The organism is Streptomonospora mangrovi, from assembly GCF_027604915.1.
In the GTDB taxonomy this organism is placed as follows: Bacteria; Actinomycetota; Actinomycetes; order Streptosporangiales; family Streptosporangiaceae; genus Streptomonospora; species Streptomonospora mangrovi.
The window spans coordinates 77,501-92,238 of sequence record NZ_JAJAQC010000012.1; the positions used below are offsets into that span (position 1 = coordinate 77,501).

Here is a 14,738-nt window from a genome sequence, read left to right on the forward strand (position 1 = left end):
GGCGCGGGACGGCCAGCCCCCCGCGCCCCCGCCACGAAAGCGGGGCGGGCTGCCGTCAGGGAAGGAGGATCCAGTGTCAGTGAGCCGCTGAGAACTGGTCCTCTTCGGTCGATCCGGTGAGGGCGGTGGTGGAGGCGTCCGGCGTGATGGCCGTGCTGACCAGGTCGAAGTAGCCGGTGCCGACCTCGCGCTGGTGGCGGGTGGCGGTGTAGCCCCGCTCCTCGGCGGCGAACTCGTTCTCCTGGAGCTGGACGTAGGCGCTCATGCCGCCCTCGGAGTAGCCCTTGGCCAGGTCGAACATCGAGTAGTTGAGCGAGTGGAACCCGGCCAGGGTGATGAACTGGAACTTGTATCCCATGTGGCCCAGCTCGCGCTGGAACTTGGCGATGGTGGCGTCGTCCAGGTGCCGCTTCCAGTTGAAGGACGGCGAGCAGTTGTAGGCGAGCATCTGGTCGGGGTACTCCGCCTTGATGCGCTCGGCGAACTGCCGCGCGACCTCCAGGTCGGGGGTGGAGGTCTCCATCCACAGCAGGTCGGAGTAGGGCGCGTAGGCCAGGCCGCGCGCCACGCACGCCTCCAGGCCGTTGCGGACCCGGTAGAAGCCCTCGCCGGTGCGCTCGCCGGTGATGAACGGGCGGTCGGCCTCGTCGACGTCGCTGGTGATCAGGGTCGCGGCCTGGGCGTCGGTCCGCGCGATGACCAGGCTGGGCACGCCGGCGACGTCGGCGGCCAGGCGGGCGGCGTTGAGCGTCTTGACGTGCTGGCCGGTGGGGATGAGCACCTTGCCGCCGAGGTGGCCGCACTTCTTCTCCGAGGCGAGCTGGTCCTCCCAGTGCACGCCTGCCGCGCCGGCCGCGATCATGGCCTTCATCAGCTCGTAGGCGTTGAGGACGCCGCCGAACCCGGCCTCGGCGTCGGCGACGATCGGCGCCAGCCAGTAGGGGGCGGACTCGTCGCCCTCCGACCAGGTGATCTCGTCGGCGCGCTTGAGCGCGTTGTTGATGCGCCGGACCACCTGCGGGACCGAGTTGGCCGGGTAGAGGCTCTGGTCGGGGTAGGTGTGGCCGGAGAGGTTGGCGTCGGCGGCGACCTGCCAGCCCGACAGGTAGATCGCCTTCAGGCCCGCGCGGACCTGCTGGACGGCCTGGTTGCCGGTGAGCGCGCCGAGGGTGTTGACGTAGTCCTCGGTGTGCAGGAGGTCCCACAGCCGCTCGGCGCCCAGCCGCGCCAGGGTGTGCTCCTCGGTGATCGAACCGCGCAGGCGGACCACGTCCTCGGCGGAGTAGGTGCGCTCGATCCCGGCCCAGCGGGGGTCGGTCTCCCACTCCTGCCGCAGCTTGGCTGCCGCTTCCTGCTGACGACCGCTGATGCTCATGGCCTGTCACCGCCTTCGCGTGTATCCCCTGGATGTTGTGCCGGCTGGAGACCCGCCCCCGGGGCGGCCCGGGTGGTCCTGCGGCCTCCCCGGCGGCTTGTTCCCCGCCGGTAACAACGATCCTCGGCAAAGTTCCAGGGTTTTTCGAGACGTTCCGCGGTGAAGATCTTTCATTCTTTCTCTATGATGAACCCATGGCGTACTTCGGGACTGAAGAAATACCGTCTTTGCCGGGGGACCTCGATCTGGTCACCTTTGGCCAGCGGCTGCGGCACCTGCGGCGCACGCGCGGCATGACCCTGTCGGACCTGGGCGAGCGCGTGGGCCGCGCGCCCTCGCAGCTCTCGCTGCTGGAGAACGGCAAGCGCGAACCCAAGCTGTCCCTGCTCACCGCGCTGGCCCAGGCGCTGGGCGTCTCGGTGGAGGAGCTGCTGTCGCGCCAGCCCCCCAGCCGCCGCGCCCAGTTGGAGATCGCGGTCGAGGAGGCCCAGCGCGACCCCCTCTACCAGTCCCTGGACCTGCCCCACCTCAAGGTCGGCAAGCGGGTGCCCAACGACGTGCTGGAGCACATCGTGGGGCTCTACGACGAGCTGAAGCGGCGCAGCGCCAAGCCCACCGCCTCGCCCGAGGAGGCGCGCCGCGCCAACGCCGAGCTGCGGCGCCAGATGCGCGAGCGCGGCAACTACTTCGCGGCCATCGAGAAGGCCGCGCAGGAGACTCTCGACGCCGTGGGCTACAGCGGAGGCGCGCTGTCGCAGGGCCAGATCCTGGCGATCGTCACCCACCACGGCTTCACCCTGCGCTACGTGCAGGACCTCCCGCGCTCGGTGCGCTCGGTCACCGACACCCGCAACCGCCGCCTCTACCTCAAGCGGGAGTCGCTGGGCATGCACAGCCCGCGCACCATCCTGCTCCAGACGCTGGGCCACTTCGTGCTGGGCCACGCCCAGCCGCGCGACTTCGCCGACTTCCTGCGCCAGCGGGTCGAGGCCAACTACTTCGCCGCGGCCGTGCTCATCCCCGAGGGCACGGCGGTGCCCTACCTCCAGGAGGCCAAGAAGGCGCGCGACCTGTCGGTGGAGGACCTGCGCGACGTCTACTCGGTGTCCTACGAGATGGCGGCGCACCGGTTCACCAACCTCGCCTACCGGCACCTGGACCTGGTCTGCCACTTCATCCGCAACGACGAGACCGGGATCATCTACAAGGCCTACGAGAACGACGGCCTGATCTTCCCCACCGACGACACCGGCGCCATCGAGGGCCAGCGGATGTGCCGGTACTGGTCGGGGCGCCAGGTGTTCATGTCGCCGGACCGCTACTCGATCTACTACCAGTACACCGACAAGCCCAACGGCACCCACTGGTGCGTGGCGCACGTCGACCCCAGCCGCGAGCGCAACTTCGCCATCACCCTGGGCGTGCCCTACAAGGAGTCGCGCTGGTTCCGGGGCCGCGAGACCACCAACCGCACCAAGTCCAACTGCCCCACCGGCGAGTGCTGCGTGCGCCCGCCCGCCGACCTGGCGGCGCGCTGGGAGGGCAACGTGTGGCCCTCGGCCCGCGCGCACTCCCACGTGCTCTCGGCCCTGCCCTCGGGCACCTTCCCCGGGGTGGACGAGACCGACGTCTACACCTTCCTGGAACGCCACCAGGCCGAGTAGTCCGGCCGGAGGCAAAGGGTGCGGCGTCGGCCGGGGGAGCGGAGCGGCCGGTGCGGCGTCGGCCGGGGCAGCGGCACGCCTGGGGGAGCCGGGCCGGACGCACTTCCGTGCCGCCGGACCATCATGTTACCGTTGGTAACACTTGCGCGGCCGCGCGCGGCGCGCCCGCCCGCGCGCCGCCGGCCCCCGTGCCCGCCCCCTCGCGCCGCCGAGGCCCCCCTGAGCAAAGGACGAGTGCAGATGAGCGACACCGCAAGCGAGCCCCAGGAGCAGGCCGCCGCCGGGTTCAGCCTCGAACTCAACGAGGACGTCCGCGACGTCCGCGACTGGGCGCACGGGTTCGCCCGCGACGTCATCCGCCCGGCCGCCGCCGAGTGGGACGCGCGCGAGGAGACCCCCTGGCCGATCATCCAGGAGGCCGCCAAGATCGGCCTGTACTCGCTGGACTTCTTCGCCAACCAGTGGCTGGAGCCCAGCGGCGTGGGCATCCCCGTGGCGTTCGAGGAACTGTACTGGGGCGACCCGGGCATCGCGCTGTCCATCACCGGCACCGCGCTGGCGGCGGTGGCCGTGGCCGGGAACGGCACCCAGGAGCAGTTGTTCGAGTGGGTGCCGCAGATGTTCGGCTCGGCCGACGACGTCAAGCTGGGCGCGTTCTGCTCCTCCGAGCCCGACGCCGGAAGCGACGTCAGCGCCATCCGCACCCGCGCCGTCTACGACGAGGCCACCGACGAGTGGGTCCTCAACGGCACCAAGACCTGGGCCACCAACGGCGGCATCGCCGACGTGCACGTGGTCGTCGCCTCGGTCGACCCCGAACTGCGCTCGCGCGGCCAGGCCAGCTTCGTCGTACCGCCCGGCACCCCCGGCCTGTCCCAGGGCCAGAAGTTCAGCAAGCACGGCATCCGCGCCTCCCACACCGCCGAGGTGGTCCTGGAGGACGTGCGCGTGCCCGGCCGCTGTTTGCTCGGCGGCAAGGAGAAGCTGGACGAGCGCCTGGCCCGCGCCCGCGAGGGGCAGCCCTCGCGCGGCCAGGCGGCCATGCGCACCTTCGAGGCGTCGCGCCCCAGCGTCGGCGCCATGGCGGTGGGCTGCGCCCGCGCCGCCTACGAGTACGCCCGCGACTACGCGGTGCAGCGCGAGCAGTTCGGCAAGCCCATCGCCGACAACCAGGCGATCGCCTTCACCCTGGCCGACATGGCCACCCGCATCGACGCCGCCCGCCTCCTGGTCTGGCGCGCGGCCTGGATGGCCCGCAACAACAAGGAGTTCGCCCAGGCGGAGGGCTCCATGAGCAAGCTGTTCGCCAGCGAGACCGCCACCTGGGTCACCCAGAACGCCATCCGCATCCTCGGCGGCAACGGCTACACGACGGACTACCCCGTGGAGCGCTGGCACCGCGACGCCACGATCTTCACGATCTTCGAGGGCGCCAGCGAAATCCAACGCCTGATCATCGGCCGCGCGGTGACGGGCCTGCCGGTGCGCTGACGTCCGCGCCGGTCAACGGCGGGAACAGGTCCGGCATCCCCCCGGTGCCGGGCCTTTTCGTGTGCCCGGACCAGGTGGCCAGGTGGCCGCCACCGGCCACTCTCGGTGATGCGCCGTGGCCGCCGGTTACCGTCCTCTCGGAAACACCCCGCGACCCCGGGAGGACACCGTGGGGGACCACGGCAACCAGGACAAACCCACTGACAGCGGCAGGGGCGGCAGTTCCAGCACGGACGGCAGCAAGCCGTCCCGGCACGGCTCGGAGGGGGTGCCGCCGCAGAGCGGCGACGGCCAGGGCGGCAAGCCGCAGTGACCGCCGTGTACCCGGGCGCGGGGATCGCCCGCGTGCTCACCGCCAAGGGGGCGATCCAGGACCCGGCCTGGCACCGCGCCGTGCTGGCCGTGCCCCGCGACCGGTTCGTCCCCGAGGCCGTGTGGGCGCAGGACGGCGACGGCTGGTACACCGCGATCCCGGTCACCGACCCGGACCCCCAGCGGTGGCTGACCGAGGACGTCAGCATCGTCACCCAGGTGGACGACGGCCGCCCGCGCGGCGACGACGGCCGGGGATACTCCCCCTCCTCCAGCATCTCCCAGCCGTCCCTGGTGGTGGCCATGCTGGAGGCCATGGGCGCCCGCGACGGCGACACCGTGCTGGAGATCGGGACCGGCACCGGCTACAACACCGCCCTGCTGTGCGAGCGGCTGGGCGCGGAGAACGTCACCTCGATCGAGGTGGACCCCGGCGTGGCGGAGGCGGCACGGGAGCGGCTGCACCGGCTCGGGTACAAGCCCCGCCTCATCGTGGGCGACGGCGCCCACCCGCCAGAGGGGCGCTTCGACCGGGTGCTGGCCACGGTCGCGGTCACCCGGATCCCGGCGGCATGGGTGGCCGCCGCCGCGCCCGGCGGGACGATCGTGGCCCCGTGGGCACCGGGCGCCGGGTTCGCCGAATCGGTCCTGGTGCGGCTGGAGGGCGGACACGGGGAAGCGGCGGGCCGTGTCGTCGGCGACGCCGCGTTCATGCTGGCGCGCGACCAGCGTCCTCCGGTGGACGCGTGGCGGACCTGGGTCGACGAGGACGACCCCGACGCGGTCACCGGGTCCATGCCGCTGAACCCCCGATGCGTGGCCGACCGCGACCCCGGCTGGAGCGTCGTCCTGGGGTGGTCGGTGCCCGGCCTCGGCTACGCCGCCTTCGAGGCCGCCCCCGACAACCACCCGGCGGCCGGAGAAGCCACGGTGTACGTGTTCGACCGGGCCGGATCCTGGGCGGTCGCCGAGTACAAACCGCCGGGCGGACCCTACGCGACCCGGCGGGCCGGACCAAGAGACCTGTGGGCCGAGATCGCCGCAGCCCGCACGGCATGGTCCCAGTCGGGAAGCCCGGCCCGGGACCGCCTCGGACTCACCGTCACCGCGACCGGGGAACACCACCTGTGGGTGGACACCCCGGAAAATGCTTTGACCTGTATTCCCTGACGCGTATCGAAGCCCGTCCTATCCTGAAGACGCGAATCGAAGGATAGGACGGGCAACCATGGCCAACGATACCCTCCCCGAACTCACGCCCCCAGAGCCCTCTATCAGTCAACGCGTCGCGCACCTCCGGAAGCGTCGCGGACTCAGCCAGGAAAAACTCGCCGAACTGGCCGGGCTCAGCGTAGGAGTGATCCAGAAAATCGAGCAGGGCGGTAGCGCCCGAATGGAGACCTACCACGCCATCGCCCGGGTGTTCGGCGTCAGGACGATCTGGTTCACAGCCCCCGAAACGCCGGAACCCGAACCCACCGGCTACCGGAACACCGTCCTTCTCGATATCCGCAGCGCGATCAATCCACCGGCCGGACTCGGTGGTCGGCTTTTCTCCATCGACCCGTCTCCGCCCAATCTGCGCATGCTGGAATCGGTGGTCGTCACCATTGCGAACGACTACCAGGAGAACCGATACGACGATGTCGCCAGGACGGCCCCCGCTGCGGTCCGTTCCGCTCACGCGCACGTACAGGTGCTGTCGGGTGAGGAGCAGCAGAAAGCGGTGAGGTTGCGCGCCGACGCGCTCCAACTCACCGGCCGGTATCTGATCCAAATCCGCGAACACGACCTCGCCATGGTCGCACTGCGCGACGCTTTGGCCGACGCGGTCCAGGTCGGTGACCAGGCACTGGCCGCCGCCGCGATCGGGCAGCAGGGATGGGCGCTGCTCCGGCAGGCCAGGTTTGATGAGGTGGAACACCTGTGCCGGACGACGGCGGAGGCCATCGAGCCGCGCATGTCGAAGGCGACCCCTGATGAACTGTCGGCGTGGGGCTACCTCCTGATGAGGGCGGCGGCGGCAGCGGCGCGCAACAACCGCAAGGACGAGGCGGCCGACATGCAGAACCTCGCGGAAACGGCAGGGAGGCGGCTTCGCACCGAGCGTGAAGCGGTCGGACATATGCGGTTCGGGCCTGCCACGGCGGCTATCAACGGGACGCAGAACGAGTTGATAGCCGACCGGCCCGATGTAGCGCTCAAGAGGAGCAAGATGATCGACACTTCGGGGGTCACCCCGAACACGCGGCAGCGGCACGAGTTGGACAAGGCCAAGGCGAACGTTCTTCTCGGCGACGATGAAGCGGCTGAAACGACCTTGCATCGTCTTCGTGCCACTGCTCCGGCCTGGTTGCGCCAGCAGCGGGCGGCGCGAGAGATTGGGGAGGATCTTTGGAGGGAAGCCAACAAGAAGCGGACACCGAGTGCCGCACTGCGCGAACTGGTTGACTTCCTTGGGGTTCCCTTGTAGGTCCTACGCTGCGTGGTAGTTCTGAATCGGGCCGTGGTGAAAATGCCACGGCCCGATTCTGTTCTCCCAGGTAGTCGAGAATTAGCGTCGTCGCCACACGACTTTACGAGGTGGTGACAGCTATGGCGGACGCTTCCCGAGCGGACGAGCGCGACGCTCTACACGGGCCGTGGCCTACCGAGGCCGAAATTCTGGCGGGGGAATTCCCGGACTGGGAGATCTGGCGGGAGTTCCGCACTGACGGGAGGCACGGAGACTGGTGCGCCCAACTGGGCGACAGCCGCCCCCTCAGGGCCGCCACGTGCGACGAACTTCGTTCGCTGCTGAACGCCCAGTCGTGACCTCGTGACACAGAAGGTGGCGGGAAGGCGCCAACCATATCCCGCCACCTGAAATCAATTCCCTGATTCTGGTGGAGGATTCTAATGCTGCCGCTCCCCCGACGACGAGAGCGCGGCCGGGACCGCGCCAGGCGCACGCAGACACGGCGACCGCCCCGCGAGGGGGTGTCCCGGTGACGACCCCTGCCCGCGAGTACACGCCGCGCCCGCTCGACCGCGAGGCCTACGCCCGGTTCGTGGCCATTACCCTGGTGCACCCGACCTGGTGCGCGTGGTTCTCCGCCGACGAGTCCGGCGACGTCTACTTCCAGGCGATACACCACGAAACCGGTGACTCCGTGGGCTCCTACGACCTGGACCGGTTCGCCCGCCGCCTGGCCGACGCCGACAAGGCGGGGTGGTGACGGTGGCGGAGGCCATGCCCCCGGAAGTCGTCGTCGCCCATTTCCAGGCCCAGTACGGCGGCTGGTTCGAGTTCGCGTTCGGCCCGTACTCCGGCGAGTACTACGTGATCGGCGTCTACGGTGTGCGGTCGGCGCCGGACCCCGAGGCGCTGGCGGCGCTGGTTCGGGAGTACGCGGCGGCCGAGGAGCGGTGGCGCGCCGCGCATCTGGCGCCGGTCGCCGATGTGCTGACCGCCCGGAGCGCGGCATGACCCGATCCAGCCGGGGCCGCGCACTCGAGGACGACCGGGACGACAACGACGAGGAGGAGCGGATCCGGCTCCAGTACGGGCCGCCGCGCGGGATCGATGACGACCTCGACCATCCCGGAGTCGAGGAGCGCATCGAGCGGTGGCGCTACGCCGGGCCGCAGACCTGACGCGGCCCCCTCGAACGCCCGCGCGCCGGGACAGGAGCGGTCCTGAGGCGTCCCGGCGCGCGGGCAACCCGGCAAGGTCGTCCCCCCTGTGGTCTAGTGCGAGGATCCATGTCCGAGATAGCGACAACCCGTCATGACCAGCTCATACGCGCGCGAATGGCATCGCCAGCGGAGTACCTTTGGCGCATGCTTTCCGATCGGCCGCCCCTGCGCATCGGCTCCCGCACCTCACCCATGGCCATGTCCATGGCCCGCGCCGTGGCCGACACCATCACCTCGGTCATCCCGGACCTCAAAATCGAGCACGTGGGCATCCGCACCACCGGCGACCAGTGGATGGGCGACCTGTCGAAGCTCGGCGGGAAGGGCGCGTTCCTGAAGCAGGTCGAACGCGCGCTCGTCATGGGGGCCGTCGACGTCGCCGTGCACGCCATGAAGGACGTGCCCGGCGACGTCCCGCTGGCCGAGGGCACCGCGTTCGCCGCCTACCTGCCGCGCACCGACGTGCGCGACGTCCTGGTGGTGCGCGAAGGCTCGAAGTACAGGACCCTGGAGGAGATGCCGCCCGGCACTCGCATCGGGACCTCGGCGGTGCGCAGGAAGGCCCAACTGCTGCGGCACAGGCCCGACCTGCACGTGGACCGGATCCGCGGCAACGCTGACGCTCGCATCGCCCGGCTGGACGAGCGCGGCGAGTACGAGGCGCTCGTGCTCAACGCCTCCGGCCTCGGGCACGTGGGGCTCGCGCATCGCGCCACCGAGGTGCTGCCCACCGAGGTCATGTGCCCGCCGGTGGGCGCCGGGGTGGTCGGCGCGCAGGTCCGCACCGCGGACACGGGGGTGTGCGAGCTGCTGCGGCTCGTGGACGACCCGGTGACGCGGATCCACGTCACGGCGGAGCGGACGATGTTGCACGGCCTGCGCGGGCACTGCAACTCCCCGATCGCGGGGCACGCGAGCACCACGCGGGACGGGCAGCTCTCGCTCATGGGCATGGTGTTCACCAGGGAGGGCGGGCGGTTCGCCTACTCCCACGAGTGGGACTCGGTGGACCGGCCGGCCGAGCTGGGCGCCTACGTGGCGGCGGACCTGCTGCGCAAAGGCGCGCGGGGGATCATCGACGGCATCCCGCACTGACCCGCCGCCGTCGGCCGCCTCGCCGGACGCCCACGGGCGGGGCGCCCGGCGGGGGAGGGCCGCCCGGGTCGTGCCCCGCCCGCGATGCCCGCGAGTGCCGGGGCGGGGCTACAGCAGGGCGATCCGGTTCAGGATCTCGATGCTGTCGACCTCGATGTGGGCGTTCTCCAGCACGTCCTCGGCGGTGTCCTCCAGGGTGTCGTCGAAGAAGCCCTCGGCGTGCGCGGGGGCGGGGCCGAGGGTGAGGGCGGCGAGTCCGGCGAGGGCGAGCGCGGCCGTGAGTCGGTTCATGGGATCACTACTCCTGTGACGTTGTGTGGTTGCATCGTCTCGCTTTGTGGCCAAAGGGGGGAACTCGGCGCCGCGACCTGGTGGCCAGGTTGGCCGTCCCACGTGCGGCGCCTTGACTGCGGCCCGCTCCACCCCCGCGCGGCGGCGCCCGCCAGGCGCTACCGTCTGTCGGGTGGCTTCCGAACCCGCCCAGCACACCGCCCCCGCGCCCCGGGGCCGCAATCCCGAGCGCCGACGCGCCATCCTCGACGCCGCCGACCGGGTGATCCAGCGCGACGGCCCCGACGCCTCGATGTCGGCCATCGCCGCGGAGGCCGGGATCAGCAAACCCATCCTCTACCGCCACTTCGGCGACAAGAGCGGGCTGTACCGGGCGCTGGCCCGGCGCCACGTGGACCCGCTGATGGAGCGGGTGCGCGCCGAACTGCACGCCGACACCTCCCTGGCGCGCCGCACCCGCGCGACCGTGGGCGCCTACTTGGGCATGATCCGCGGCAACCTCAACCTCTACCGGTTCCTCATGGACCGCGCCACGTCGGAGGACCCGCGCACGCGCGGGGACCTGGGCATGATGGTGCGCCGCCTGGGCGAGGAGTTGGCCGGGGTGCTGCTGGCCGACGGCGAGGTCGCCGACCCCGTGCGCGCCCAGATCGTCGCCCACGCGGTGGTGGGCATGGTCCAGGCGGCGGGGGAGTGGTGGCTGGAGCACCCGGAGGTCGCCGAGGAGGCGATCATCGACGACCTCGCCGCCGCCGTCGCGGGGGCCATCACCGCCCAGCCGTAGGCCGCGCCGGTGCCGCGCGGGCGAAGCCGTCCGGTGCGCGGGCTTGACCTGGAGCGCGCTCCACCTCCCAGGATCGTCACCGACGGCGCGGCGCGGGCCGTGCTCGGAGCCGCCGCCGCGCGCCTCGGCAACGCCCCCACGCGGGGGCCGGTGAGAAACGGAAAAGCACCCCATGCGTACTCGCACCATCGGATCCCAAGACGCCGCGCGCCAGGTCAGCGCCATCTGCCTGGGCGCCCTGCCGTTCGGCACCACCGTCGGCGAGGAGGAGTCGTTCGCCATCCTCGACCGGTTCGTCGCCGCAGGCGGGAACTTCATCGACACCGCCAACAACTACGCCTTCTGGACGCCGGGCGGGCGCGGTGGCGAGAGCGAGGCGCTGCTCGGCCGCTGGCTGGCGGCCCGGGGCCGTCCCGAGGTCGTCCTGGCCACCAAGCTCGGCGCCCAGCCGACCGTGCCCGGCACCGGGCTGGAGACCGCCGAAGGGCTGGGAGCCGACACCGTGCGCGCCGCCGCCCGCGCCAGCCTGGAGCGGCTGGGCGTCGAGCGCATCGACCTGCTCTACACCCACATCGAGGACCGCTCGGTGCCGATGGAGGAGACCATGGGTGCGCTGGCCGACCTGGTGGACGAGGGCGCGGTGGGTCTGCTGGGCGCGAGCAACCACGCCACCTGGCGGCTGGAGCACGCCCGCGCCCTCGCCGCCGCGAGCGGCCGGCCGGGGTATGACGTGCTCCAGTACCGCTACAGCTACCTCCAGCCGCGCTACGACGTGCCCTTCCCCGAGGCGGGCCACACCCACGCCAGCAGCGAGCTGCTGGACTTCGCCCAGGTCCACGGGCTGCCCGTCCTGGCGTACTCCGCCCTCCTCTCGGGCGCCTACACCCGGCCCGAGAAGCCGCTGTCGCCGCCCTACGACCACCCGGGCACCCCCGCCCGGCTGGCCGCGCTGGACGAGGTCGCCAAGGAGGCCGGCGCCACCCGCAACCAGGTGGTCATCGCCTGGCTGCTGGGCCACGACCCGCAGGTGCTGCCCCTGGTCGGCGCCAGCTCCGTGGCCCAGTTGGACGAGGTGCTGGACGCGGTGGACCTGGAGCTGACCGCCGACCAGCGCGCCCGCCTGGACGCGGCCCGCTAGCCCGGCGGTGCGGGAAGGGCCGCAGCGCCCCGGCACCCCCCACAGGACCCACTTGACCCCCGGACGGGGCGGCTCTAGGTTAATGCCGTTAACTTAGGTTCGCCCCGGTTGGCGTCGTCCCTGGGCGGGCGCCGTCGACCGCGCGCTGAAGAGCGGAAGGAAAAAGGGGGTGGTCCCGATGGAGTCGTCCCGACGCCGGCACGGCGGCCGCCCCGCCGTGGTGTCGACCGCCGAGATCGTGCGCGCCGGCCGAGCGCTGGGCATGCGCCGCCTGGGTGTCAACGCCGTGGCCGTCGAACTCGGGGTCTCGGCCACCGCGCTGTACCGCCACATCGAGGGCCGCTGGGAGCTGGAGCGGCTGGTCGGCGAGAGCCTGCTGGCCGACCTCGTGCTCCACGACGACCCTGACCAGGACGTCGAGCACCACCTGGTGTCCTTCGCCGGCCAGTTGCGGTCGTTCCTGCTGGCCCACCCCGGGCTGGCCGGATACCTCCAGGTGCTGTTCCCGCGCGGCGAGTCGGGCATGCGGCTGCTCGCACACGAGATGGCGGCGCTGGAGCGGCGCGGGTACTCCACCGACGCGGCGATCGTGCTCGCCTCGGCGGTCGCCTCCCTGGTGACCTGGTCGGCGATCGCCGAGGAGCGCGAATCCGACGTGGACGAGGCCGGCTACCAGCGTGAGCGCGAGGCCGTCGTCAAGATGCTGCTCGACGACGCCCGCCTGGGCCCGGCGCACCTTCGGCTCCCCTCGGTGACCGGCGGGGAGTTCTCCCGCCTGCTGCTGATCGCCGAGATCCGGGGCCTGCTCACGGTCGCCCCGCCCGGGCGCTCCGTGCACGAGATCGTCGCCGACCTCGACGCCTCGGGAGACCCGTGGTGACCGGACGCGCGGCGCGAACCAAACCCCCCAGTTCATCCCGCACCCCCCAGGGAAGGCAACCGTGAACAAGCGGAACGAGGAGCCGGGTCCCGTCGGGCGCGTGGTCGGCTGCGCGGTGGCGCTTCTCGTGGTCGTCGGACTCCCCGCCGGCTGCGTCTACGGCTTCGTCCAGTGGTCCAACAGGCCCCTCCACCAGACGGCGGAGCGGATGGACGACTACAGCACGCTGTGCCAGGGCCGCCCGATCCCGGGAGCGGCCGAGTACACCCCCGGCTCCGGGCCGCACCCGATCGCGGTCTTCGAGGACGTCGGCAACGCCGACTCCACCACCCTCAGCCAGGTCTCGCTCAACGTGGACCGGCCCGGGGACCCGTTCAACCCCGAGTCTCCCGGCGACGTGCAGCTCGTCGCCTGCACCGAGCGCACCGACTCCGGCGAGGAGGTCGCCACCTGCGAGTTCACCGGCGAGTCCGCGCCGATGCGCAGCGCCACCGTGGAGGTCCGGGTCTATGAGGCCCGCACCGGCGAGGAGGTCGGCGAGCCGGTGGAGATGGTCGGCGAGGACACCGACTGCCCCTACATGGTGACCTTCGAGGGCTCGCCCAAGCTGTTCACGATCCCCACGGAGGAGCAGTACACCTCCGCGCTGGGCGCCGTGGTCAACGGCTGAGAGACGTCCGGGGCAACGCCCTTCGGCGCCGATGGACGGACGGCACCGAGGACCGCCCCGGCGACCGGCGGTGTCCCCGTCCGTCTCGGAGGGGCGGACGGGGGCGCCGCGCACGGGTGCCACGCCCTCGTGCCCGCGTGGTCGAGAGGGCGCAACGCGGCGGCGGCGACCCGCGTGTATTTCTTGACAGGCATATAACCGACTTGGCATATTACGGCCATGGAAGCGGTGTTCGAGGTCCTGGCCGAACCCAACCGGCGGCGCATCCTGGACCTGCTGCGCACCTCCGAGCGCCCGGTGGGCGACCTCGTGGTGCGCCTGGGGCTCAGCCAGCCGGCCGTGTCCAAGCACCTGCGCGTCCTGCGCGAGGCCGGCCTGGTCGGGGTGCGCTCCGACGCCCAGCGCCGTATCTACCGGCTGCGCACCGAACCGCTGCGCGCGGTCGACGCCTGGCTGGAGCCCTACCGGTCGCTCTGGGAGGACCGGCTGGACGCACTCGAGCGCCACCTCGACGCCATGCCCGACGACCCCGGCCCGCCCGACGGCCCGCACGGCCCTGGGTAGTCGGGACTGAGGGCGCGGCCCCACCGGGCCGCCGACGCCAACGCCAAGGGAGACCGACGTGTACGGACATCTGGAGCAGGCGGGCGACCGCTGGCGGGTGCGCATCGTGCGCCGCCTGGCGCACCCGCCCGAGAAGGTGTGGCGGGCCATCACCGAGCCCGAGCACCTGGCCGCGTGGTTCCCCAGCCGCATCGACGGGGAGCGCGCGGCGGGCGCCGAACTCCGGTTCGTCTTCGAGGGCGAGGACGGCGCCGAGGACGAGGTCATGGCCGGCCGCATGACCGCCTGGGAGCCGCCCCGCCTGCTGGAGTTGGACTGGTCCGGCGACCTGCTGCGCTTCGAGCTGCGGCCGGTGGGGGAGGGCACCGAGTTGGTGTTCACCCAGACCTTCGGCGAACTCGGCCGCGCCGCCCGCGACACCACCGGCTGGCACGTCTGCCTGGACGTCCTGGCCGCCCACCTCGACGGCGCCGGCCACGAGGTGGCCGGGGAGTGGCGCCGGCTCAACGCCCACTACGTCAAGGAGTTCGGCCCGGAGGCCGCCACGATCGGCCCGCCGGAGGGCCACCAGCCCGCGTAGCGGCCGTGGACCGGGCTCGCCGCCGTGCAGGAGAAGTCGGCGGAGGCGGGTAAGCGCGGAGACGGCGGGCGAGGGCGGGACGGGCAGGCGCCCGAGGCCGGGCACCGCGCGGCGGGCGGCGCCGCCCGCCCACTCCGCGCCGCCCGTGCCGCCGGTGCCGTGTTCTGTCGGCCGCACCCGTCGCCCTCTGCCCCGGCACGGGTTCGTTCTTCCCCG

The 14,738-nt window shown here is 71.9% G+C and carries 16 protein-coding genes; 14 read left to right on the top strand and 2 right to left on the bottom strand.

The annotated features are described in order from the left end of the window. Positions 1-76: 76 nt before the first annotated feature. Positions 77-1,375, bottom strand: coding sequence for an isocitrate lyase (aceA, locus tag LG943_RS09265; protein WP_270071808.1), 1,299 nt, complete (start codon positions 1,373-1,375; stop codon positions 77-79). Positions 1,376-1,602: 227 nt separating this feature from the next. Here aceA and LG943_RS09270 point away from each other — a divergent pair, with 227 nt between their 5' ends. The 8 genes from LG943_RS09270 to hemC all read left to right on the top strand — a co-directional run bounded on the left by LG943_RS09270 (position 1,603) and on the right by hemC (position 9,615). Further along, positions 1,603-3,039, top strand: coding sequence for a helix-turn-helix transcriptional regulator (locus LG943_RS09270; protein ID WP_179770397.1), 1,437 nt, complete (start codon positions 1,603-1,605; stop codon positions 3,037-3,039). A 240-nt stretch (positions 3,040-3,279) separates the two neighbouring features. Further along, positions 3,280-4,530, top strand: coding sequence for an acyl-CoA dehydrogenase family protein (locus LG943_RS09275; protein ID WP_270071809.1), 1,251 nt, complete (start codon positions 3,280-3,282; stop codon positions 4,528-4,530). A 309-nt stretch (positions 4,531-4,839) separates the two neighbouring features. Continuing rightward, a complete protein-coding gene (locus tag LG943_RS09280; RefSeq protein WP_270071810.1) occupies positions 4,840-6,012 on the top strand; it encodes a methyltransferase domain-containing protein in 1,173 nt (390 codons plus the stop codon). A gap of 58 nt (positions 6,013-6,070) precedes the next feature. Continuing rightward, entirely contained in the window at positions 6,071-7,315 is a 1,245-nt protein-coding gene (locus LG943_RS09285; protein ID WP_270071811.1) for a helix-turn-helix domain-containing protein, read from the top strand. Between the two features lie 514 nt (positions 7,316-7,829). Beyond that, complete coding sequence (locus LG943_RS09290; protein ID WP_270071812.1) at positions 7,830-8,060, top strand: hypothetical protein; 231 nt, start codon at positions 7,830-7,832, stop codon at positions 8,058-8,060. A 14-nt stretch (positions 8,061-8,074) separates the two neighbouring features. Then, positions 8,075-8,311 carry a hypothetical protein gene (locus LG943_RS09295; protein WP_270071813.1) on the top strand — a complete coding sequence of 79 codons (237 nt, stop codon included), beginning with the start codon at positions 8,075-8,077 and terminating at the stop codon, positions 8,309-8,311. Beyond that, a complete protein-coding gene (locus LG943_RS09300; protein WP_270071814.1) occupies positions 8,308-8,478 on the top strand; it encodes a hypothetical protein in 171 nt (56 codons plus the stop codon). The genes LG943_RS09295 and LG943_RS09300 overlap by 4 nt, the downstream gene beginning before the upstream one ends. 186 nt (positions 8,479-8,664) lie before the next feature. Beyond that, the gene (gene hemC, locus LG943_RS09305) at positions 8,665-9,615 is read left to right on the top strand and encodes a hydroxymethylbilane synthase (RefSeq protein ID WP_270071815.1); all 951 of its coding nucleotides are present in this window, start codon (positions 8,665-8,667) and stop codon (positions 9,613-9,615) included. Between the two features lie 108 nt (positions 9,616-9,723). Here hemC and LG943_RS09310 read toward each other — a convergent pair whose 3' ends face one another. After that, entirely contained in the window at positions 9,724-9,906 is a 183-nt protein-coding gene (locus LG943_RS09310) for a hypothetical protein (RefSeq protein ID WP_270071816.1), read from the bottom strand. A 172-nt stretch (positions 9,907-10,078) separates the two neighbouring features. Between LG943_RS09310 and LG943_RS09315 the strand changes: the two genes are divergently transcribed. The 6 genes from LG943_RS09315 to LG943_RS09340 all read left to right on the top strand — a co-directional run bounded on the left by LG943_RS09315 (position 10,079) and on the right by LG943_RS09340 (position 14,522). Beyond that, positions 10,079-10,690 (top strand): TetR/AcrR family transcriptional regulator, encoded by a 612-nt coding sequence (locus tag LG943_RS09315; protein WP_270071817.1) that lies wholly within the window; start codon positions 10,079-10,081, stop codon positions 10,688-10,690. A 172-nt stretch (positions 10,691-10,862) separates the two neighbouring features. After that, the gene (locus LG943_RS09320; RefSeq protein ID WP_270071818.1) at positions 10,863-11,828 is read left to right on the top strand and encodes an aldo/keto reductase; all 966 of its coding nucleotides are present in this window, start codon (positions 10,863-10,865) and stop codon (positions 11,826-11,828) included. Positions 11,829-12,006: 178 nt separating this feature from the next. Next, positions 12,007-12,708 (top strand): TetR/AcrR family transcriptional regulator C-terminal domain-containing protein, encoded by a 702-nt coding sequence (locus tag LG943_RS09325; protein WP_270071819.1) that lies wholly within the window; start codon positions 12,007-12,009, stop codon positions 12,706-12,708. A 61-nt stretch (positions 12,709-12,769) separates the two neighbouring features. Further along, a complete protein-coding gene (locus LG943_RS09330) occupies positions 12,770-13,378 on the top strand; it encodes a hypothetical protein (RefSeq protein WP_270071820.1) in 609 nt (202 codons plus the stop codon). A 219-nt stretch (positions 13,379-13,597) separates the two neighbouring features. Continuing rightward, on the top strand, positions 13,598-13,942 hold the full coding sequence (locus tag LG943_RS09335) for an ArsR/SmtB family transcription factor (protein WP_270071821.1): 345 nt from the start codon (positions 13,598-13,600) through the stop codon (positions 13,940-13,942). 58 nt (positions 13,943-14,000) lie between these two features. Further along, positions 14,001-14,522 (top strand): SRPBCC family protein, encoded by a 522-nt coding sequence (locus tag LG943_RS09340; RefSeq protein WP_270071822.1) that lies wholly within the window; start codon positions 14,001-14,003, stop codon positions 14,520-14,522. The last annotated feature ends 216 nt before the right edge of the window (positions 14,523-14,738 follow it).

Bases quoted from the DNA above. Each gene is read 5' to 3' on its own strand.
- aceA (WP_270071808.1), bottom strand. From the start codon at position 1,375: ATGAGCATCAGCGGTCGTCAGCAGGAAGCGGCAGCCAAGCTGCGGCAG.
- LG943_RS09275 (WP_270071809.1), top strand. From the start codon at position 3,280: ATGAGCGACACCGCAAGCGAGCCCCAGGAGCAGGCCGCCGCCGGGTTC.
- LG943_RS09285 (WP_270071811.1), top strand. From the start codon at position 6,071: ATGGCCAACGATACCCTCCCCGAACTCACGCCCCCAGAGCCCTCTATC.
- LG943_RS09295 (WP_270071813.1), top strand. From the start codon at position 8,075: ATGCCCCCGGAAGTCGTCGTCGCCCATTTCCAGGCCCAGTACGGCGGC.
- LG943_RS09300 (WP_270071814.1), top strand. From the start codon at position 8,308: ATGACCCGATCCAGCCGGGGCCGCGCACTCGAGGACGACCGGGACGAC.
- hemC (WP_270071815.1), top strand. From the start codon at position 8,665: ATGCTTTCCGATCGGCCGCCCCTGCGCATCGGCTCCCGCACCTCACCC.
- LG943_RS09310 (WP_270071816.1), bottom strand. From the start codon at position 9,906: ATGAACCGACTCACGGCCGCGCTCGCCCTCGCCGGACTCGCCGCCCTC.
- LG943_RS09320 (WP_270071818.1), top strand. From the start codon at position 10,863: ATGCGTACTCGCACCATCGGATCCCAAGACGCCGCGCGCCAGGTCAGC.
- LG943_RS09325 (WP_270071819.1), top strand. From the start codon at position 12,007: ATGGAGTCGTCCCGACGCCGGCACGGCGGCCGCCCCGCCGTGGTGTCG.
- LG943_RS09335 (WP_270071821.1), top strand. From the start codon at position 13,598: ATGGAAGCGGTGTTCGAGGTCCTGGCCGAACCCAACCGGCGGCGCATC.